Here is a 16,863-nt window from a genome sequence, read left to right as displayed (position 1 = left end):
CGTTCTGCCATGTTCGAGAAGATCACCTCCACCGCAGTCCAGGTTGCCGAAGGCCTCGGGGCCCTCGTCGGCGTCCGCGCCGGCACCGAGGAGCCGATGTACGTGCAGGAGGCGACCGTAGCGAGCATCGAGGTACGCCGGTACGGGCCCCGCATCGCGGCGCAGACCACCGTCACCGGTGACGAGGAGATGGCCCGCAACGCCGGGTTCCGCCGGCTGGCCGGCTACATTTTCGGTGGCAACCACCGCAAGACCTCGATCGCGATGACCGCGCCGGTCGCCCAGCAGAACGAGAAGATCGCGATGACGGCGCCGGTCGCGCAGTCCCGTGACGCCGGCGGCCAGTCGGTGATCCGGTTCTTCATGCCGTCGAAGTGGTCGATGGAGCTTCTCCCGGAACCCGACGACGAACGGGTGGAACTGGTCGAGGTGCCGAGCGAGACGTACGCGGTCCTGCGCTTCGCCGGCGACCGCAGCCCGCAGGCCGTCGCGGCCAAAAGCGAAGAACTTCTCAAAGGCCTGCAGGGCAGCGGGTTCACGCCCCAGGGCGAGCCGATGGCCTGGTTCTACGACCCGCCGTGGACTCTGCCGTTGCGCCGCCGCAACGAGGTGGTGGTCTCCGTCAGCGGCGCCGGCTATCCGGGCCGGTGATCGGCACACAGATCGTGTGGTGGGCGCGGACGGTATCGAACCGCCGACCGCTGGTGTGTAAATGCCCGAACACGTGTTCTATGCGTATCGTCCTGTATGCCGCTGTGGAGGTATGTGCAGTTCAGAGGGTGCGAAATGTCCAACCTGTACATCTGCATACACGACCATTCATCCGCGTCTTGGCGAGCTCTTGGCGAGACGGGGGTTAGATCGAACATGTTTGCCCAGACACGCCGACCAGCTCGACACGCAGAGTGACCAAGTCGACCTAGCATCGACAGTTGTCGCTGTAATCGCGGCACGGGGATAGGACGGCGCGCTCAGTGTGCGGCGCAGGTAAAGGGGCTGGGACACAGTGGCTGCTTGGGGAGACAGGCGCATCGCCCTGTACACGTTGCGGGTGGAGCTCGACAAGCGCGTCTTCCGCACCGACGACAGCGCCCGCGAACCGTTCGTCGCGAACTTCAACGGGGCCGGGGCTGACCTGCTCACCACCATCAGCTCGTTCGTCGAAGCACTACCGAAGGACGACCACGTCGAACGCGACATGCGACACTTCGGCCAACCGCGGGACGTCCGCCGCAGTGGGCGCACAATCAGTTGGGAGATGGACGGCGGCGAGTCAGGACGCACATCGTGGATCAAGATCCGCAAGGACGCCGATCAGCAGCAGCGGGAACGGTCCGGCATCGAGTGGGCCGAGTTCTGGGTTTACGCAGTCGTGCCGAAAGACTCCAATCAGGGATGGCTGCTCGTCGAAAAGGACGGCAGGCACACACTGCCTACAGCTTGGCGCGATGAGCTGATCAGGAAATTCGCTGAGACACACCACGGTTACCGACTGCGAATCGGCACCGTCCGCGAAGCGTCCTTGTGGAGCCAGGTGGAGAACGCCCTCGACGACAACCGCCTGATCGGGTTCGAAGTCGCAATGCGTTCCGGTGATACGACACCGGCAGGTGCCGCCGGGTTCGAACGCGGCATGGAGAAGTACTCGCGGCAGATCTGGAGAACTGCCGGTGATCCGCTGCCCGGCCGGCGGTTGCGGATCTTCCGCCGCCAGTTCACTCGCAACGTGACCAGTGACGGGCTGCGCGAGGTCGAGGCGCCGATCGAGACCGACGATCTCGCCGACGACCGCTTCCGCATTCGCCTCCGCGACGACGTCGCCGAGATCAAGGCGACCGTACTCAATCACGATGGCAAGCCCAAGACCGTCGTGTTCGAGGGGCTGGACCCCCAGCAGACAGTCGTGATGGAGGGCACCTCGGACGGACATCCTGATCAGGGCCGATTCGTCTCGGAATGTCGGAGCACGGTGGCAGACTTGGCCCAATCAGGGGGTGTAGCCCTCCCGCCGGGGTGGGATACTGGATCATGGGAACATCCAGCGGATGCACCCCAGATGGAGGTCAGAGCTGATGAATCTCCACAGGGTGGTGAACAGGCTGAACAGTCGAGCTGACCGCGTTCTCGCGGATGCCCGATACAGTGTCGGCCGTCCGGTAGACGGACAGCTGACGTGGTTCCGCGTGGTCGTGGCCTACGTGGTTCCTACGGGCGTGTTCATCATCGTCCTGTTGGCGCACCCGACCATCGTCATCGGAACCTTTCTGTCAGGCGCCGCGGTGTTCTCCGGCGTCCTACTGGCACTGTGCACGCTGAGCTTCAACAGAGTGAAGGACGTTGCCGGCGACAAGAGCGACGGTGTTTGGCAAGGCGCCGACCCGATGCGCGCTGCTTACCGCTTCGCACGCAACACCCTCTCGGCTGCCTACGTTTCAGTGTGCGTGACGGGCTTGCTGGTCGCGCAGATCTTCATCACAACCGGGTGGCCCGCCCGCGTAATGCTTGCTCTCGCGATCGCTCTCGCCGCCCACCTCGGCGTACGAGTGTGGTTCCTACTCGGTGGAATACGCAATCAGGTCGAGTCTCTTGCCGGTCAACGGTCGGCCGAACGTCCGCGCCTTCGCAACGCTTCGTAATCAATCCCTCGACTACACCGCCGCGCTGGCCTTGGCGGGGCGCAGTGTGCCGCCGGCCCGGATCGCGGCGAGCTGGGAGCTGCCCGGCCCTCCACCATCGGTGACGCCCAGCGCGGCGAGCACGTCGTTGTGGTCGATCTCGTGGCCGCGCATCATCTTCGCGGCCAGGGCGCCGATGGGGCGCCAGCAGCGGCGCACGACCGGCAGCACCGCCGCGAGCTGTTCGTCGGAGGTCGTGTAGCTGTGCAGAGATGCTAAGCGCAGTTCTTCGCGGTCGCCTGCGCCGAGGTGACGTTCGATCTGGCGCACCGTCACGCGGTCGGTGTGGTGAAAAGTTGCCGCTGCGGCCGGCCCCGCGGCGGCGACCAGCGCGCGGTGGTACCGGGTGCGGTCGTGGGCAAAGCTGTCCGCGGTAAAGGTGCATTCGCCGTCCTGCCCGTCGTCGGTGAGCGTCGCTCGTTCGACGGTGGCGCCGTTGAGGACGCCGACGACGGCGTGGGCGGCCTCGTGGACGCACAGCCCCAGACGTTCCCGGTCGGCGGGCGCCAGGCGGCCCAGCTTGTCGGTCATGCTCATCGCCTACTCCTGGTGCTCGTCGTGGGTGTGAGCGCACAGCGCCCCGGTCGACGTGGTGGCGGTGCGGTCCACGGCCTGTCCACCGCCACCACGACGCCGGTTCCCGCCGTGATGTGGGAGAGGCTGCGACGGCCTCGTTCGTGTCGCAGCCCCTCCCGCACGACGGCGGTCACGGGGTGATCACCGCCGCGCCGATGACGGCCTCGTAGCCGACCACGACCGAGCGTTCGGCGACGGCCAGGAACTGGTCCCTCCACGGATCGAGCGCTTCCCGTACCGCGATCTCGTCGCGCCACCCGTAGGTCGGGCCAGTGCCGATGAGCCGCTCGCCCAACGGTGTCGCGTACCCGGCGCCGAACACCCATCGGTGACCGGCCGGGGTGCGCAGGACGCCCGTGGTGTCGCGGACGACCAGGCGCAGACGCTCGGCCAGACTCAGGAATCCGACGCGGGCGTGCACGAGCCCGACCGTGCCGCTGGTCGCGAACGCCTGCTCGAGGTGCCCCACCGCCGCGACGAGATCGGCGGTTGACGTCGGACTCGGGGCGTCGGCGAGCAGCCGCGCGGTGAACTCGGTCTCGACGGCCAGCGGTTCCTTGAGCGCGAACGTCTGCTGGGCGCGCTCGACGGCCTGAGCGCGGTCGAACGCCGAGAGGTTGCCGCATTCCTGCAGCCGGTCGGACGCCCAGACCGTCATGGCGGTGAACGGGTCCGGGTCGTCGTCGGTGACCGCCGGGCCTGTCTTGACGTCGTCGGCGTCCAGGTCGTCAGGATCGACACACCACGGCGCGCCCCAGACCCCGAACGCGGACGTGGGGCCGTGGGTCTGGCGCCGGAACTGGACACCGGCGGGCAACCACCGCCGCGCCTGCTCGGGTGCCGCTGTCTCGATCCATGTCGTGGCGGCGTCCAGACCCAGCGGGTGCGTCGGCGCGACAACCGGCGGGGTGAACTCGATGGGGCGCAGTGCGGTGGTCATCGTTGTCTAGACCTCGATTCCGAGCTTGCGGAGTTCGGCGCGTTTGGCCTGCTCCGGGGTCAGTGACGCCGGTCCGCGACGCTGTGCGGCCCGTTCGGCTTTGTCGATGCGGATCTCCAGTTGCCGTGCGGCAGTGTCGACGTGGCGCAAGAGGTCACACAGCCTCTCGCTCCGCGACGCCGACGCGCGCAGGTTGGGGTCTCCGGGTGGCCGCGACCGTGCCAGCAGGTCGGCCAGCGGGCCGGTGTGGGGCTGGGCCAGCTCGATCAGCGCGGTGGCCCAGCTTCCCGACGCGAGCTCGTCGGTGCCGACCTTCGGGGCCAGCGGTCGGGGTGCGAGGTCGGTCAGGTGTCGCACCGCCTGCTTGCGTCCTGCCGAGTCCAGGTGGGCGCCTTCTCGCTGGACCCGCTCTGTCGCGGAGATCTCGGCCAGCCAGCCCACGATCGTGGAGATCAACTCACCGTGCACGGCATCGACCAGATCACGCACGAGAGGCGCAAACATGTGCGGCGGGTTGCTCTGGCATGCGGCCCGCGCGGCCAAGGGCTGGCAGATGTCGCTGATCTCCGCGGCGAGGTCGAACTTGCCGGTGTAGACGACCGACAGTCCCGTCCGGCGCCGGGTGCGCAGCTCAGCCTGAGTGAGAGCCTGCGGTCGCATCATCGTGCGCGTGCTCATCGACTCACCGCCTCGCGCAGTTGGGCCACGAGCCGATCCACGCCGCCGGGGGCGATGTTGCCCGCCTCCCGTTCGATCACCCGGCGGCAGCGCCAGAAGCTCAGCGCTTCCCTGCAGGCGATCACGTCGGGGTCGTCGTTGGTGCGCCCGCGGCTCAGGAACGCCGCCAATCGGGCTGACCACTGGCTCGGCGTGAGCGCGGCCGGATCGCTGAGAACAGTTGCTGTGTCGTGCATGTGCTCCAGTAGACCAGAGCCTGGTGCACCGTGGCTGCCACGCTCGACAGCACGGCGAGTCTTGACTACCGTCCCCGAAGGCGTTGTCAGGCAATCGAATTGACCGTTCCGGACGGTGCGGTCAAGGATTCCAGAGTCCCATTCTGCAGAAATTTTGGGCACGGTCTCCCCCCTGTACCTGGTAGCTGCGGCACCTGGGAGTAGGACGGTATTTTCAGGGCTATGCGTAAAGCAATCGGTCGAATCCTATTCGCCAGCATCATGATTGGCGCTTCTCTCGTCGCGTCATCCGCGCCGCACACTGACGCCGGCACCGTTTGCGGTAGCGCATGCGCGGCCGTGTGGGCACCCGGCACCGGCCCGGCCGCTGACGCCGCGGATGACGCGCTCTATCTGTCCGGCATCGAGTACCAGTAACCACCCAACCGGCCACCGCCCCCGCCACGAGAGGACTACCCACCATGACCGCCACCGTGTATCACGTCTGCGATACCTGCGCCCAAGCCATCGTCAACGATGACTACTCCGCATTCGAGCTGCACCAAGATCCCGATGCCGATTACGTGCGCGTGACCGCGTTCGTCGAGCTGGTCGGCTACCTCTGCGAGGCCGGCCGCGTCAGCAAGGCCGGTTACTGGGAGTGCGAGGCCTGCGGCCAGGTGTGCATCGGCTCCGCCTACGCGCTGGAGACCGTGGCATGACCGGCTCGCGTCGCCGCACCGCACCGGCCGGAACCGTGGTCGCCTACATCCGCGTGAGCACCGACGAGCAAGCCACCAGCGGCGCCGGGCTCGATGCCCAGCGCGCCGCCATCACTGCCGAGGCCGACCGCCGCGGGTGGACCATCGTGGCCTGGCACGCCGATGAGGGGATCTCTGGCGGCAAGGGCATCGAGCACCGCCCCGGTCTGGCCGGCGCCGTCGCCGCCGTCGAGCTGGGCGACGCCGCGGGCCTGCTCGCCGCCAAGCTGGACCGGATCTCCCGCTCGGTGCTCGACACCGCGAAGCTCATGGAGCGCGCCCGCCGGGGCGGGTGGGAGCTGGTCACCTGCGATTTGGCCATCGACACCAGCACCCCGGCCGGTGAGGCCACCGCCTCGATGATGGCCGTGTTCTCCCAGCTGGAGCGGCGCCTGATCTCTCAGCGCACCCGGGAGGCTCTGGCCGTCAAGCGCGCCCAGGGCGTGCGGCTCGGCCGCCCGTCGAAGCTGCCCACCGAGATTGTCGAGCGCATCCTCGCCGACCGCCGTGCTGGGCTCTCGCTGGCCAAGATCGCGGCCGCGCTCAACAGTGACGCCGTACCCACTGCCCAGGGCGGCAAGTGCTGGTACCCGGCCACCGTCAAGGCCGTGATCGCCGGCCAGGACGCCGCGCGCATTCGCGCCGGGGCGTCGGCCTGACGCCTGATCTGGCTCCAGTCCTGCACCTTGAACTCTGAATAGTGGACCACCTACCGCAAGATCAGCACCGGGCTTGCGCACAGGCAGGTTTCACCTGCGACGGGAGCCGACCGCGCGCACCATCTTGCGCAACGCCGGTCCCGTCACGACGTCGTGGTCAGAGCCCGCGCCGGGTGGTCCGTTGGTACCCCATCGGGTCGTATCCGCCGCCGCTGATGCGCCGGGTCAACCGGGCGTTGATCGGCGTCACCGTGCCCAGACCCGGCCGGATGCCGAGTCGCTGTTCGATGGGCGACCTCGTGTCCTGCCGCATCCGGCGGTCCATCGCAGCCGGGTTGGTGAACGTCACTCGGTCGGCCAGCGAGTGCACGAGCACGTCATGGGCGACCACCAGCGCGCTCACCTCGTCCGGGCAGTGCTGGCCCTGTTGCCACTGCACCGCGTGCTCCTCGAAGTCGGGCCAGTGGCCGACGACGCGACAGGTGCCCGTCTCCAACGCCTGCAACAGTCCGCTGGCCCGCGCGATAGCGTCGCCGCCTCCGCGCCCAGACCCCTTCGGCGGCCAGGACGAGACCTTTATCTGCCGAGTAGTCCTGGCACGTTTCAGTGCCTCGTTGACCACGCGCACGTAGGTCTCCCTGGCGCTGAATCCCTCGATAGCTATCTCGCTGGCGCCGGTCGCGATGGCGAGCTTGATTGCGGCGCTGGCCCATTGCTCGCTGGTCATCGGAGACGACTGGTCAGCCAGTAGTGCCACGGTGCCGTCCGAGGTGATCGACGCGGCGACCAGGCCGCAGCTATCGCCAGCCCCGGAGTCCGACGGGTCGACGCCGACGACCACCCGCACGGGGTGCTGCGGAGCGGTGGACAGACGCCAATCGTCGAGCCACGCGGCCTTGATCAGGCCGCCCGCTGGGGTCGTCGGACTGCCTTGGTATAGGGCATACCAGTTTCGTTCACCGGAGGTACGCCGCGCGGCGGCGAAGTGGTCAGCGGTGTAGCCCAACGCGCTCGTCATCACCGCCCCTGGCTCCCGGTCCAGCGCATCCACAATGCCCACCTCGGCCACGGCCGGGACGTTCGTGTACGTCCAGACGTCGGGCTCGGTCTCCCGCAGCTTGCCCGCGAGGTCTTCGACGTGCCAGCGGGTCTGCACCAGGCAGACACTGCCGCCGGGATGCACGCGCGGTGCGAGGGTCGCGCCGTACTCGTGCCAGATCCGGCGTCGATGTGCGGCGCTGTCGGCCTCGCTTGCGTTCTTCACCGGATCGTCAATCAGCATGAGGTCACAGCCCTGCCCGGTCAGACCTGAGCCGATGCCGGCCGCGATCACCTGCCCGGCGTGGCCGTCGATGCGGAACCGCGCCGTCGATGACTTGTCGGCGCTGATGCGGATACCAAGAAAATCGCTGTGCGCGTTGATGATCTGGCGCACCTCGCGGTTGAACGTCGTCGCCAGCTCGTCGGAATAGCTGACCAACATGATCTGCACGTCGGGGTCACGCATCAGCGCCCAGACCACCGTCCAGATTGACAGCAACCGGGACTTGCCCGAACGCGGTGCCACGGTCGCGATGTCGCGCTGATCGGGCGCTGTCACCGATCGCACGGCGATGTCCGATAACAGGCAGATCACCGGGACGATCACGAATTTCGGATCCAAACGCTTGGCCAGCTCGGCCGGCGACGACGGCCGACGTCGAGCACGTTGCGCCCCCAGCGCACGAGCGGCGACCAGCGCGCGCAGCTTCGGCGGTACCTGCGGCCCCTTCGACCGTCTGGTGCTCACGCCGCTGTCCGTCCTCGTCGGGGCGCGGGAAGCTCGACGGGCAGACACAGGTAGTCGCGCCCACCGATCCTGGTCGTGTGCACCTGGCCGGACTCCACGAGACGGACCAGCGAAAAGATCCGGGGCCAGAACCGGTCGTCGGGGAGCTGTGCGCGAATGTCGGCCCACCACCCGCAGCCGTCCGGTGTCGCTCGGAGCGCGTCGAGTATCGCCGCATCGAGCTCGGTTTCGGTCATCGTCGTGGTCATCTCAGAGCCTCCGGCATGGTCTCGCTGAGCCGCCCGGGCCACGGGCGTAACCGACTCGTGGGTACGATTTCGCTGCTCACACTCCCTAGCGTGTCAAAGGCCTAGGCAGCGACCGGGTGACATGTAACGCTGGGTTGCTGTCGGGCGATGTCCGTGGGGATGCCATTGGAGGGGGAACTCATGAAGGTCACACTTGCCGCCGTCGCGGCGGCAATGGCCGCGTCCGCAATCTGCGCAGCAGCGCCGGCAAACGCCTGGCCGACACCGCCGCCTCCGGGATGCGAACAGCGAACGATGATCTCTTACTGCGACGGCCCGATCCAGGCGGACGGGTCATGGCAGCGGTGCTTTGAGAACCAGCCGATGTGGACCAATGGTGTCGGGTTCGTCGGCGGGTCGAACTGCTACCAGACCGGCCCCGGTCCCGATCGCTACCCGTGGGCACCGCAGTACCACATCGGCGGATAGGCCAGGATCGCCGCTCGCTGACGATCCGGGGTCGGCCTAGGCCTCGGTGCCTTCGGGCGTCTCCGAGGCGTCCACGGCCCCCACAGCTTCTCGGCGTCGGATCACCGCCGCCCACTCGGACAGCTCGTCGGCCGACAGCGCACCGGCCGCTAATGCCTGCCTCGTGATGTCGACGTGCAACGGCCAGAGTGGATCGGCCGGCCCCGCCACGACACCGAACAGCGCGCGGCACTCGTCGGCCAGTTCCGACTCCAGCGTCGTCGGTTCGACGGTGCCGGCGGCGATGTCTTCGGCGATGCTCATCGCGGCGGTGATGCCGTCGCTCTTCGTCGTGCTGCTCATCCTGCGATCTCCTTGCGGGTGGGTATCTCGATGACTTCGGCGTCCACCACCGAGAGCAGACGATCGCGAGCCTCGGCGATGATGGCGCTCGCGTCCTGGCGCACGTTGACGTCGAGCTGAGAGCGGACCGGCGCATACGCACCGTGCAACTTGGCGTCCTCGCTGATGTTCTGCCGGATCTCTTTGGCGTAGGCGACGAGGCTGTCGCTATCGCCGCGCTGTTTCGCCGAGGCGAATTCCTCGAACAACACAGCGCGCACGATGCGCAGGCCCTCAGAGGCGGTGCGCCGTTGAGACTCCGCGGACGCGAGCGGGTTGCGCTTGCGCAGCCGTTCCACGGCCTGCTGAGCACCCTGGCGAGAGCGGTACCCCACCGCCGTCGCGATCTCGTCCCAGGTGCGACCCGACGCGCGTAGGCGACTGGCCTCCTCGACGCGGGCTCGGCTGTCCTGTCGGCTGGGCATGGTCAACATCGTGTCAACTGCATAGGCAGAGCTCGGAGCGGAGCGCGCCTTCTCGTGCACCACCAGAGGGCGCACAGCTCGCCCACTACCGGCCTGGAAGGTTTGCTGGCCGGGGGTAGGGACGTCCAGGGTAGGGACATGTCCCTACCCCCTCTCTGACGCAGACCGAGGAGTGCACCGTCTGCGACGGTAAGAACTCGATATGCCTCTGAACAGTAAGAATAAGAATAAAAATGGATCGTACGTATAGACGGTTGCGCAGCAGAGGGGGTAGGGACAATTGAATGTCCCTACGTCCCTACCCCGTTAGCCTTAGCCGGTGGACCCTGCGTCGTCGGTGACTTCGGCCAGGGCATAGATCCCTCCGTCGAGCACCACCCGTTCGTCGTCCACCAGCGCGTCACGCACCTGTTCCCATTCGTCACGGTCGTCACCGTGGCGCTTGGCGCGCTGCCAGATCCCGTCCTTGCCGGTCCACCGCGTCGGCCCGTGAGCGGTGAGGAATCGTACGATCCGGCCAGCGATGCGCTCCTCACGGCCGACGCGTGCCGCTCGCCGAGCATCATCGACAGCCACCTCTTGATCTGCCGCAGCTCTCATGCGCGCCTGTTTATTGCTTCTGTTCTCGGCCTTGGTCAGCGACTCGGCGTGCGCCTTGATGCGTGCTGAACGCTCGTACTCGATTTCGGCGAGGTCGTAGAACGCCCGCGGGATCGTGAACGGGTCGTCGACCGGCTCACCGAGACCGGAGCCAACACACAGCACCCACAGCCTCGCGGCCCGGCGACAGATGGACAGCTCGCGATGCCGGTCTGCGTCCGCCGCGACCATTCCGCGTGTGATGGCAACCGCTTTCGCGTCGAGTTCGGCTAACAGCTCGTCGCAGAGGGTGACGGGTCGGTCGAACCGGCTGAGATCTACCGTCAACCGTCCGGGATGACGCGGGCGCACGTCGGGCGCTCCAGGGTCGGGCATCCAATAGCAGTCCAGCCTCGGCACCGTGCCGAACCTGTGCTGGCGGTCGTTGAGGAGGTCACGCAACGTCGGCGTCTGCATACCGATGGACGCGCCGATCACGTACTGGCCTTCTGGCACGCGCCGTCGCGTCTCGGCATGAGCGTTGCCCTCTCCTAGGTCAGCCCCAGACCACGCCTTTCGGAAGTTCTCGCCGAATTTCGACCCGGATTTATCGACCAGCTCGGCTTTGACGCTCTCGCCCTCGTCCACGGTGAACAGCACATTGCTGCGCACCTGGACGTTGCGCTTCCGACTCGGCTTGAGTGGGTCGACGGGCAGGTACTCCACGTACTGGGCGGCGATGCCCTCCCCCGATCCAAACCCGCCTGCGCGGTAGACAGTGCGGTCTACCGGATATTCGCTGGTGGGATCATCGTCGAGGTTCGGGTCGGCGTACTCGGCACGCACAGTAAGCAGGCTTTGGGCCTCCCGCTGCGCCGAGGTCTTGCCGCCGCCCTGGTCGTCACACAGCACCACATAGGCGTTCAACTGGGAGTCCTTCCGCACCCCGGTGCTGACCCGGCAGCGCGGGTGAAGCGCAGCACTGATCTCTGCGTGGATGGACCCCAGGAGTCCGTCTGGACTGTTGCGGGTGGCCCGCGCCGCCTGGCGAATGTGTGCCAGCACCGGGTGGGCCTGCCAGTAGTCATCGGGAAGGGTTAGGTGTTCGTGCAGTGCACGCCCGGTGAGCCCGGTCTCGTCTCTGGCCGTGCCGGCGTCCTGGTCGCCACCGTCACCGAGCATCCCGGCGTCGAGCGTCTGCGGCTCGTCGTCGTCGTGCAGGTCCAGCGCAGTCATAGCGGCTCCGAGGTTGTTCTCGTAGTGGATGGCAGCGACCGCGTCCAGACGGGTGACCGTGCGCCTGTCAGCGCCGCGGAGGCAGTCGGCAAATGGCTCGACGTCGTGGTCGGTCCAGATGTGCAGCGGCGGGTCTGGCGAGTCTGTGAACGAGCAGCCGGGCTCGTGGGCGGTGGCCGACTTCGGGGAGCTGTGGGGCCCCGGCGCGGTCCAGTCGTCACACCCGCAACTGTTCGGCTTGCCGGTATTCGTCCAGCCAGTCGGTGCAAGGATCTCGTCCCATCTGATCGACGCGCCCCACGCGCTCACCCGGTCACCCTGTGCAGCTGCTCCACGGCTGCGAGCGGCCCGCTCGGCGCACAGGCGGCCGTGCTCGATGATCTGCTCGTGCAGCCAGCCCGGCAGCTCCGTGACCGCCCCCACGGCCTTGTAGGCGCCCTCTTGGCGGGTCGACGGCGGGATGAGCACCTGGCACCGGTCCCACAGCACGGTGTAGCCATCGTCGGCGCTCGACGTCAGCGACCCCGCGGCCTTGGGCAGCTCGACGCCCTTCGGCACGGTGAAGTACCAGTGCCCGCCGTCGTGGTGCACCATCTCGCCGGCCTCGTCGCGCGCGCCCGGCGTGCTCACCGTCTGCTCCGGGCATGCCCCGCCGCACGCGGCCTCGAATGCCGAGACCTGATCCGGTGTGTCGGCGTCCACGACGACCAGGCCGCTGGCGCCGAGTTCAACGCCGATGTTCACCGCGGCCGGCTCGACCATCACCGCCGTCCCGATCTCGACGTCTTCGAGCGTGACCGAAGTCAGCTCGTTGCCCTCGGCGTCGTGCCACGTCGAGAACACCCTCATGTACTCCTCGAGATAACGCTCGAGCGTGGCGACGTCGGTAGTCGCCAGTGCGAAACCTGACGGGCTCGTGGCCTTCCTCCAGTCGGGGCGCCCGGCCGCCTTCGCCGCCTTCTGCGCTGCCTTGTCGTCAGCGGCGCGCTCCTGGCGGGTCCGCAGATCGGCAGGCCTCTTGGCGCTCGGGTAGACGAACAGCACCGCGAGACCGAGATCGCACAGCCGATGCAGGTAGGCCCGCACGGCCTCGTGGTCACGGTTGTCGGGCGCCTCGTGCAACGCCGCGGTGATCTTCGCCGCGCGGGTGCCTCTGCTATCGGTAGAATCCATGACGTTCCTGTTCTTGGTGGGATGGGAAATTGCGGTGACAGCACCCGCTCGGCAGAGGCCCCGAGCGGGTGTGTCATTTTCTGGGGTGTATTCAGTCCTGGTCCGCGGTCGTCACCCGCAGCCCGTCGAGCCAGGCGTCGAGATCGGAAACCCGGTAGCGCACACGGTTACTCGCAACCCGGATGAACGCGGGGCCGGTGTTTGTTCTGCGCCACACCTTGAGCGTCTCGGGGCTCATACGGACGTACTTGGCCGCAGCGGGGGTGTCGAGCAGGTGAATGACAGTCACGGTGTCGGCCACTTTTGGGCTCCTTTGGTGGGGGAATGACAAGGGCGAACATACGCCGAGCATGTGCAACGGGTACGTCTATGCAGAGCCAGAAGGCGTTGTCTACGAACCAGTTTCGTTCTCGCGGTCGGTAGGCAGAGTTCCGCCCGGCGCGTGATAGCGAGCCTCGAACTCGGCGTAGATCTCAGGGAACGCCATCCGCAGCCGCGCCGCGTTCTGGCTGTCGGCCTTGCGGATCGCCGCCATGATCAGCGCATAGAACGGCGGATCGCTGACACCGATGTGCTGGGACGCGCGGTAGTCGAAGAGGCTCACTCGCCCTCCAGCATCGCCAGCAGCGCAGCGCTCTTGACCTTCACCCGGCGCGAGCCCAGCTTGACCACCGGCAGCCGGCCCTCTTTGGCCATCGTGTAGCCGAAAGCGCGGCTCACTCCGACATACTCGGCGGCGCGTCCGATGCTGATCAACGGCGGTTCCCGCCGCAAATCATCGAGAGTCGGAGCCGTTGGCGGATGTTCAGGTTGTACTGTCATACCTGTCAGCGTGCCCACTTGTGTGGCGGATGTCTAGCCTTTACAGTTGCCATCTCACGCATTGCGAGGCGAAATAAGCGAGGAGACCGCAACGGTGACCAAGAGACCATCACCACTGCAACGCGGCGACGTCGAGTCCGTCGACTACGCCGACCCGCCCGCGAAGGGCACGAAGCCGCAATACCGAACGCCCAAAACCGATGAGCGCGTGGCGATTCGACTGCACGGCCACCCGCATACCTACATCGTGCGGGTCACCGCCACCAAGGGCGCGGCGCCTGCGCTCGCGGAGCTGACCATCAAGGCCGACGACGCGGGCTCTGATCCGGTCGACTACGACGCACTGCGCTCCGTTCCGGCGCGTCGCCTGGCCTACTCAGCGCGGCAGTGGATCTCCCGAGGCGGTGGAGCGTTCGCCATGCCCGATGACCAGCACGACACCTTCACCCAACCCGACAACGCCGACGACCGCCTGGTGAAGCTGCCAGACCTCATCGAGAACGCGATCATGGACGGCCTGCCGGTGCGGCCCACGGTGGCCGCCCAGCTCGGCGTCGGTAAGCGCACGCTCGACCGGATGATCAGCAAGGCCCGCGCCGAGGGACTGCTCGACGGCATCGAGATTCCGCGCCGCCCTTCGCCCAAGCAGAGAGATGAACTCACCGCCCGCCACGAGCTGGAGAGCCACCGATGACCGGCGCTGAGGCTGCACCGGCCAAGCGCACCCGGCGGGCCGAGCCGATCACGAAGCACACCGCCAAGAACGGGACAACGAGCTATTGGTTCGTGGTCGACACCGGCACCCGGCCGGACGGCAGCCGAGATCGACAGCGGTTCACCTACCGCACCAAGGCCGAGGCTCAACGCGAATATCGGCGCATCACCACCGAGGTTGCGTCTGGGACATACGTACGTCGACACAAGGTCACCGTGGCCGAGTTCCTGACTGACTGGCTCGACAGCCGTCGAAAGATCCGGCCGGTGACACTGACCGGGTACCGCCACGCACTCAAGCCAGTGATCGAACACCTCGGCGGCGTTGGGCTGCAACACCTCGAAACGCGCCATATCGACGACCTGGTCACGCTGCGCCTGAGCGGTGCGCCAGTTGCCCAGCGGGATAAGCGCGGTAAGCGTTCGGCCGAGGTGCTGACCTGGCTGCGGGCGCGTCCTGACGGTGCCGGCTATGGCGAGATGCACGCAGAGTTCGGTAACGCTGGTGAGAAGGCGCTGGCCCGGCTGGTTGCCTCCGGTGAGGTCCTGCGCCCGCGGCGCGGGCTCTATATGGCCGCGCGGCCAGCCGACCCACCCCGGCCTAAAGTGGCCGGCGGTGTCAGTGCCCGAACGGTCGTCACGATGCTGGTCGTCCTGTCATCGGCACTCGACGACGCCGCCAAGCGCGGCCTGGTCGTACGTAACGTCGCACGCCTGGTCGATCGGCCCAAGATCGAGCACCGAGAGATGTCGACGTGGACACCCGCGGAGGCAGCCACGTTCCGCGAGCACGTCCGCACTGATCGTCTATTCGCCTGCTGGCTGTTAACGCTGGCAGGTCTGCGACGTTCTGAGGTGCTGGGGCTGCGATGGACCGATGTCGACCTCGACGCTGGCACAGTGACCGTCGCTCAGAGCCGAGTCGTCGTCCAGGGCGAAGGCACGATGACCGGCGATCCGAAGTCACACCGCTCGCGGCGCGTCCTACCGATGCCGGCCGACGTCGTGACGGCGCTCCGCGCGCTCAAGGTCGCACAGGCCGCTGACCGCCTCGCCCTCGGCAGCGGGTGGCCCGACAGCGGCCTGGTCGCCGTCAACGCCGATGGTTCACCGATCCGGCCCGAGACATACTCGGGCGAGTTCTCCCGGCTAGCGAAAGCCGCTGGCGTGCCAGTGATCCGACTACACGACGTTCGGCACACCGCCGCGACCGTCATGCTCGGCAGCGGGACCGACGTCGCCACTGCGGCTAAGTGGCTCGGCCACGATCCGGCGATGACGCTGCGGGTCTACGCGCATCCGCACGATAGTTCGCTGGCTTCTGCCGGATCGGTTCTCTTTGCCGATGCGCCGAAATCGCTTGGCTAGTTCTTGGCACGTCGGCGGTTTCGCCAACGACGGCACTTGCGCACCTCAATGCCTCTGACCTGCAATAACTTCGGTGGGCGCGGACGGTATCGAACCGCCGACCGCTGGTGTGTAAAACCAGAGCTCTACCACTGAGCTACGCGCCCGATCCCGGGCAGGCTACACGGCGCAGCCGCCCAACCGGAAATTCCGTCAGTTCGTGTTTAACGCCTCCAGCGCCTGGGTCCACACCGCCTGATCCCTGACCTCGCCGGGCTCCTTGCACTCGGCGAAGCGGATGATCCCGGCACGGTCAATGACGAAGGTGCCGCGGTTGGCGAACCCGGACGCGTCGTTGAACACCCCGTAAGCCTGGCTGACCTCGCCGTGCGGCCAGAAGTCCGACAGGACCGGAAACCGGTAGCCGCGGTCGGTGGCCCACATTTTGTGTGTCGGCGACGGGCCCACCGAGACGGTCAGCGTCGCGGTCTCGTCGTTGACGAAATCACCGATGTGGTCCCGGATTTCGTCGAGCTCACGCTGACAGACCCCGGTGAACGCCAACGGGAAGAAGACCAGCACGACGTTCTTCGTGCCGCGGAAAGCGCCCAGCGTCACCGGCTGGTTGTTCTGGTCCTTGAGCGTGAACTCCGGTGCGGTTTGGCCGACGGAGAGCATCACTAGCCGCGCTTGCCGGCGGCCTTGGATTTCGGCTGTACCAACCGGCTGGCGATCCAGTCGCCGAGGTTGGCCGACGAGGTCTGCATCAGGCCCGCAGTCGGAGCGGACTCGGCGATCTCGGCGGGCTGCACGTGTCCGGGCTTGCCCGTCTTCGGGGTGACCACCCAGATGACACCGTCGTCGGCGAGCGGGGTGATGGCATCCATCAGGGTGTCGACAAGGTCGCCGTCACCGTCCCGCCACCACAGCAGCACCACGTCGACGACTTCGTCGGCATCTTCGTCGAGTAGGTCGTTGCCGCTCTCGTCCTCGATGTCGGCCCGGATGTCGTCGTCGGTGTCTTCGTCCCAGCCCACCTCCTGCACAACCTGATCTTTGTGGATGCCCAGCATTCGGGCGTAGTTCGGGGGATCACCCGCCGACACCGTCGGTCCTCCTTCAGCCGCGTTGGCGCACCGTGCGCTCGGTCACGTTCGAAGTCCTATCGTCGCATGCC

At 67.2% G+C, this 16,863-nt stretch carries 22 protein-coding genes and 1 tRNA gene; 8 read left to right on the top strand and 15 right to left on the bottom strand.

Annotated features, from left to right (window positions below; all coding sequences use genetic code 11):
* Nucleotides 1-9 precede the first annotated feature (9 nt).
* The 3 genes from ACTWP6_RS04880 to ACTWP6_RS04870 all read left to right on the top strand — a co-directional run bounded on the left by ACTWP6_RS04880 (nucleotide 10) and on the right by ACTWP6_RS04870 (nucleotide 2,636).
* Nucleotides 10-651 (top strand): SOUL family heme-binding protein, encoded by a 642-nt coding sequence (locus ACTWP6_RS04880; protein WP_443186982.1) that lies wholly within the window; start codon nucleotides 10-12, stop codon nucleotides 649-651.
* A gap of 355 nt (nucleotides 652-1,006) precedes the next feature.
* Complete coding sequence (locus ACTWP6_RS04875) at nucleotides 1,007-2,116, top strand: hypothetical protein (RefSeq protein WP_443186981.1); 1,110 nt, start codon at nucleotides 1,007-1,009, stop codon at nucleotides 2,114-2,116.
* A 67-nt stretch (nucleotides 2,117-2,183) separates the two neighbouring features.
* Nucleotides 2,184-2,636: a hypothetical protein gene (locus ACTWP6_RS04870; protein ID WP_443186980.1), complete on the top strand. Its 453-nt coding sequence runs from the start codon at nucleotides 2,184-2,186 to the stop codon at nucleotides 2,634-2,636.
* 12 nt (nucleotides 2,637-2,648) lie between these two features.
* Here the strand turns inward: ACTWP6_RS04870 and ACTWP6_RS04865 are convergent, their stop codons facing one another.
* The 4 genes from ACTWP6_RS04865 to ACTWP6_RS04850 all read right to left on the bottom strand — a co-directional run bounded on the left by ACTWP6_RS04865 (nucleotide 2,649) and on the right by ACTWP6_RS04850 (nucleotide 5,105).
* The gene (locus ACTWP6_RS04865) at nucleotides 2,649-3,212 is read right to left on the bottom strand and encodes a hypothetical protein (protein WP_443186979.1); all 564 of its coding nucleotides are present in this window, start codon (nucleotides 3,210-3,212) and stop codon (nucleotides 2,649-2,651) included.
* Between the two features lie 169 nt (nucleotides 3,213-3,381).
* Nucleotides 3,382-4,191, bottom strand: coding sequence for a hypothetical protein (locus ACTWP6_RS04860; protein WP_443186978.1), 810 nt, complete (start codon nucleotides 4,189-4,191; stop codon nucleotides 3,382-3,384).
* 6 nt (nucleotides 4,192-4,197) lie between these two features.
* Nucleotides 4,198-4,869, bottom strand: coding sequence for a hypothetical protein (locus ACTWP6_RS04855; protein WP_443186977.1), 672 nt, complete (start codon nucleotides 4,867-4,869; stop codon nucleotides 4,198-4,200).
* A complete protein-coding gene (locus tag ACTWP6_RS04850; RefSeq protein ID WP_443186976.1) occupies nucleotides 4,866-5,105 on the bottom strand; it encodes a hypothetical protein in 240 nt (79 codons plus the stop codon). The genes ACTWP6_RS04855 and ACTWP6_RS04850 overlap by 4 nt, the downstream gene beginning before the upstream one ends.
* Nucleotides 5,106-5,566: 461 nt before the next feature.
* Here ACTWP6_RS04850 and ACTWP6_RS04845 point away from each other — a divergent pair, with 461 nt between their 5' ends.
* On the top strand, nucleotides 5,567-5,806 hold the full coding sequence (locus ACTWP6_RS04845; RefSeq protein WP_443186975.1) for a hypothetical protein: 240 nt from the start codon (nucleotides 5,567-5,569) through the stop codon (nucleotides 5,804-5,806).
* Nucleotides 5,803-6,504, top strand: a complete 702-nt coding sequence (locus ACTWP6_RS04840) for a recombinase family protein (protein ID WP_443186974.1) — start codon at nucleotides 5,803-5,805, stop codon at nucleotides 6,502-6,504. Before ACTWP6_RS04845 ends, ACTWP6_RS04840 begins: the two co-directional genes overlap by 4 nt.
* A gap of 157 nt (nucleotides 6,505-6,661) precedes the next feature.
* On the opposite strand, the gene ACTWP6_RS04835 is transcribed toward ACTWP6_RS04840, so the two are convergent.
* Both ACTWP6_RS04835 and ACTWP6_RS04830 read right to left on the bottom strand, forming a co-directional pair.
* Nucleotides 6,662-8,293, bottom strand: a complete 1,632-nt coding sequence (locus ACTWP6_RS04835; RefSeq protein WP_443186973.1) for a terminase large subunit domain-containing protein — start codon at nucleotides 8,291-8,293, stop codon at nucleotides 6,662-6,664.
* A complete protein-coding gene (locus tag ACTWP6_RS04830; RefSeq protein WP_443186972.1) occupies nucleotides 8,290-8,529 on the bottom strand; it encodes a hypothetical protein in 240 nt (79 codons plus the stop codon). Before ACTWP6_RS04830 ends, ACTWP6_RS04835 begins: the two co-directional genes overlap by 4 nt.
* A 192-nt stretch (nucleotides 8,530-8,721) precedes the next feature.
* Between ACTWP6_RS04830 and ACTWP6_RS04825 the strand changes: the two genes are divergently transcribed.
* Nucleotides 8,722-9,009 (top strand): CDGP domain-containing protein, encoded by a 288-nt coding sequence (locus ACTWP6_RS04825; RefSeq protein WP_443186971.1) that lies wholly within the window; start codon nucleotides 8,722-8,724, stop codon nucleotides 9,007-9,009.
* Between the two features lie 36 nt (nucleotides 9,010-9,045).
* Here the strand turns inward: ACTWP6_RS04825 and ACTWP6_RS04820 are convergent, their stop codons facing one another.
* The 6 genes from ACTWP6_RS04820 to ACTWP6_RS04795 form a co-directional block, all read right to left on the bottom strand.
* Nucleotides 9,046-9,351 (bottom strand): flagellar hook-length control protein, encoded by a 306-nt coding sequence (locus ACTWP6_RS04820; RefSeq protein ID WP_443186970.1) that lies wholly within the window; start codon nucleotides 9,349-9,351, stop codon nucleotides 9,046-9,048.
* Nucleotides 9,348-9,815: a hypothetical protein gene (locus tag ACTWP6_RS04815; protein WP_443186969.1), complete on the bottom strand. Its 468-nt coding sequence runs from the start codon at nucleotides 9,813-9,815 to the stop codon at nucleotides 9,348-9,350. The genes ACTWP6_RS04820 and ACTWP6_RS04815 overlap by 4 nt, the downstream gene beginning before the upstream one ends.
* Nucleotides 9,816-10,127: 312 nt before the next feature.
* The gene (locus ACTWP6_RS04810) at nucleotides 10,128-12,803 is read right to left on the bottom strand and encodes a bifunctional DNA primase/polymerase (RefSeq protein ID WP_443186968.1); all 2,676 of its coding nucleotides are present in this window, start codon (nucleotides 12,801-12,803) and stop codon (nucleotides 10,128-10,130) included.
* Between the two features lie 91 nt (nucleotides 12,804-12,894).
* Complete coding sequence (locus tag ACTWP6_RS04805) at nucleotides 12,895-13,104, bottom strand: helix-turn-helix transcriptional regulator (RefSeq protein ID WP_443186967.1); 210 nt, start codon at nucleotides 13,102-13,104, stop codon at nucleotides 12,895-12,897.
* A gap of 90 nt (nucleotides 13,105-13,194) precedes the next feature.
* A complete protein-coding gene (locus ACTWP6_RS04800) occupies nucleotides 13,195-13,407 on the bottom strand; it encodes a hypothetical protein (RefSeq protein WP_443186966.1) in 213 nt (70 codons plus the stop codon).
* Nucleotides 13,404-13,625 (bottom strand): helix-turn-helix transcriptional regulator, encoded by a 222-nt coding sequence (locus tag ACTWP6_RS04795; protein ID WP_443186965.1) that lies wholly within the window; start codon nucleotides 13,623-13,625, stop codon nucleotides 13,404-13,406. The genes ACTWP6_RS04800 and ACTWP6_RS04795 overlap by 4 nt, the downstream gene beginning before the upstream one ends.
* 94 nt (nucleotides 13,626-13,719) lie before the next feature.
* Between ACTWP6_RS04795 and ACTWP6_RS04790 the strand changes: the two genes are divergently transcribed.
* On the top strand, nucleotides 13,720-14,319 hold the full coding sequence (locus ACTWP6_RS04790) for a hypothetical protein (RefSeq protein ID WP_443186964.1): 600 nt from the start codon (nucleotides 13,720-13,722) through the stop codon (nucleotides 14,317-14,319).
* Nucleotides 14,316-15,707, top strand: coding sequence for a tyrosine-type recombinase/integrase (locus ACTWP6_RS04785; RefSeq protein ID WP_443186963.1), 1,392 nt, complete (start codon nucleotides 14,316-14,318; stop codon nucleotides 15,705-15,707). The genes ACTWP6_RS04790 and ACTWP6_RS04785 overlap by 4 nt, the downstream gene beginning before the upstream one ends.
* Before the next feature lie 74 nt (nucleotides 15,708-15,781).
* On the opposite strand, the gene ACTWP6_RS04780 is transcribed toward ACTWP6_RS04785, so the two are convergent.
* The 3 genes from ACTWP6_RS04780 to ACTWP6_RS04770 all read right to left on the bottom strand — a co-directional run bounded on the left by ACTWP6_RS04780 (nucleotide 15,782) and on the right by ACTWP6_RS04770 (nucleotide 16,759).
* A tRNA-Val gene (locus ACTWP6_RS04780) sits at nucleotides 15,782-15,853 on the bottom strand.
* Between the two features lie 46 nt (nucleotides 15,854-15,899).
* Nucleotides 15,900-16,364 carry a peroxiredoxin gene (locus ACTWP6_RS04775; RefSeq protein ID WP_443187108.1) on the bottom strand — a complete coding sequence of 155 codons (465 nt, stop codon included), beginning with the start codon at nucleotides 16,362-16,364 and terminating at the stop codon, nucleotides 15,900-15,902.
* A 2-nt stretch (nucleotides 16,365-16,366) separates the two neighbouring features.
* Complete coding sequence (locus tag ACTWP6_RS04770) at nucleotides 16,367-16,759, bottom strand: DUF3052 domain-containing protein (RefSeq protein ID WP_443187107.1); 393 nt, start codon at nucleotides 16,757-16,759, stop codon at nucleotides 16,367-16,369.
* Between the last annotated feature and the right edge of the window lie 104 nt (nucleotides 16,760-16,863).

The sequence above is a fragment of the Mycobacterium sp. 4D054 genome (assembly GCF_052245755.1).
In the GTDB taxonomy this organism is placed as follows: Bacteria; Actinomycetota; Actinomycetes; order Mycobacteriales; family Mycobacteriaceae; genus Mycobacterium.
This window is presented reverse-complemented; position numbering and strand designations above follow the sequence as displayed.

Excerpts from the sequence above, each read along its gene's own strand:
- ACTWP6_RS04845 (WP_443186975.1), top strand. The coding sequence starts at position 5,567 with ATGACCGCCACCGTGTATCACGTCTGCGATACCTGCGCCCAAGCCATC.
- ACTWP6_RS04815 (WP_443186969.1), bottom strand. The coding sequence starts at position 9,815 with ATGCCCAGCCGACAGGACAGCCGAGCCCGCGTCGAGGAGGCCAGTCGC.
- ACTWP6_RS04860 (WP_443186978.1), bottom strand. The coding sequence starts at position 4,191 with ATGACCACCGCACTGCGCCCCATCGAGTTCACCCCGCCGGTTGTCGCG.
- ACTWP6_RS04770 (WP_443187107.1), bottom strand. The coding sequence starts at position 16,759 with ATGCTGGGCATCCACAAAGATCAGGTTGTGCAGGAGGTGGGCTGGGAC.
- ACTWP6_RS04880 (WP_443186982.1), top strand. The coding sequence starts at position 10 with ATGTTCGAGAAGATCACCTCCACCGCAGTCCAGGTTGCCGAAGGCCTC.
- ACTWP6_RS04775 (WP_443187108.1), bottom strand. The coding sequence starts at position 16,364 with ATGCTCTCCGTCGGCCAAACCGCACCGGAGTTCACGCTCAAGGACCAG.
- ACTWP6_RS04810 (WP_443186968.1), bottom strand. The coding sequence starts at position 12,803 with ATGGATTCTACCGATAGCAGAGGCACCCGCGCGGCGAAGATCACCGCG.
- ACTWP6_RS04785 (WP_443186963.1), top strand. The coding sequence starts at position 14,316 with ATGACCGGCGCTGAGGCTGCACCGGCCAAGCGCACCCGGCGGGCCGAG.
- ACTWP6_RS04855 (WP_443186977.1), bottom strand. The coding sequence starts at position 4,869 with ATGAGCACGCGCACGATGATGCGACCGCAGGCTCTCACTCAGGCTGAG.
- ACTWP6_RS04795 (WP_443186965.1), bottom strand. The coding sequence starts at position 13,625 with ATGACAGTACAACCTGAACATCCGCCAACGGCTCCGACTCTCGATGAT.
- ACTWP6_RS04840 (WP_443186974.1), top strand. The coding sequence starts at position 5,803 with ATGACCGGCTCGCGTCGCCGCACCGCACCGGCCGGAACCGTGGTCGCC.
- ACTWP6_RS04820 (WP_443186970.1), bottom strand. The coding sequence starts at position 9,351 with ATGAGCAGCACGACGAAGAGCGACGGCATCACCGCCGCGATGAGCATC.
- ACTWP6_RS04850 (WP_443186976.1), bottom strand. The coding sequence starts at position 5,105 with ATGCACGACACAGCAACTGTTCTCAGCGATCCGGCCGCGCTCACGCCG.
- ACTWP6_RS04865 (WP_443186979.1), bottom strand. The coding sequence starts at position 3,212 with ATGAGCATGACCGACAAGCTGGGCCGCCTGGCGCCCGCCGACCGGGAA.
- ACTWP6_RS04825 (WP_443186971.1), top strand. The coding sequence starts at position 8,722 with ATGAAGGTCACACTTGCCGCCGTCGCGGCGGCAATGGCCGCGTCCGCA.
- ACTWP6_RS04830 (WP_443186972.1), bottom strand. The coding sequence starts at position 8,529 with ATGACCGAAACCGAGCTCGATGCGGCGATACTCGACGCGCTCCGAGCG.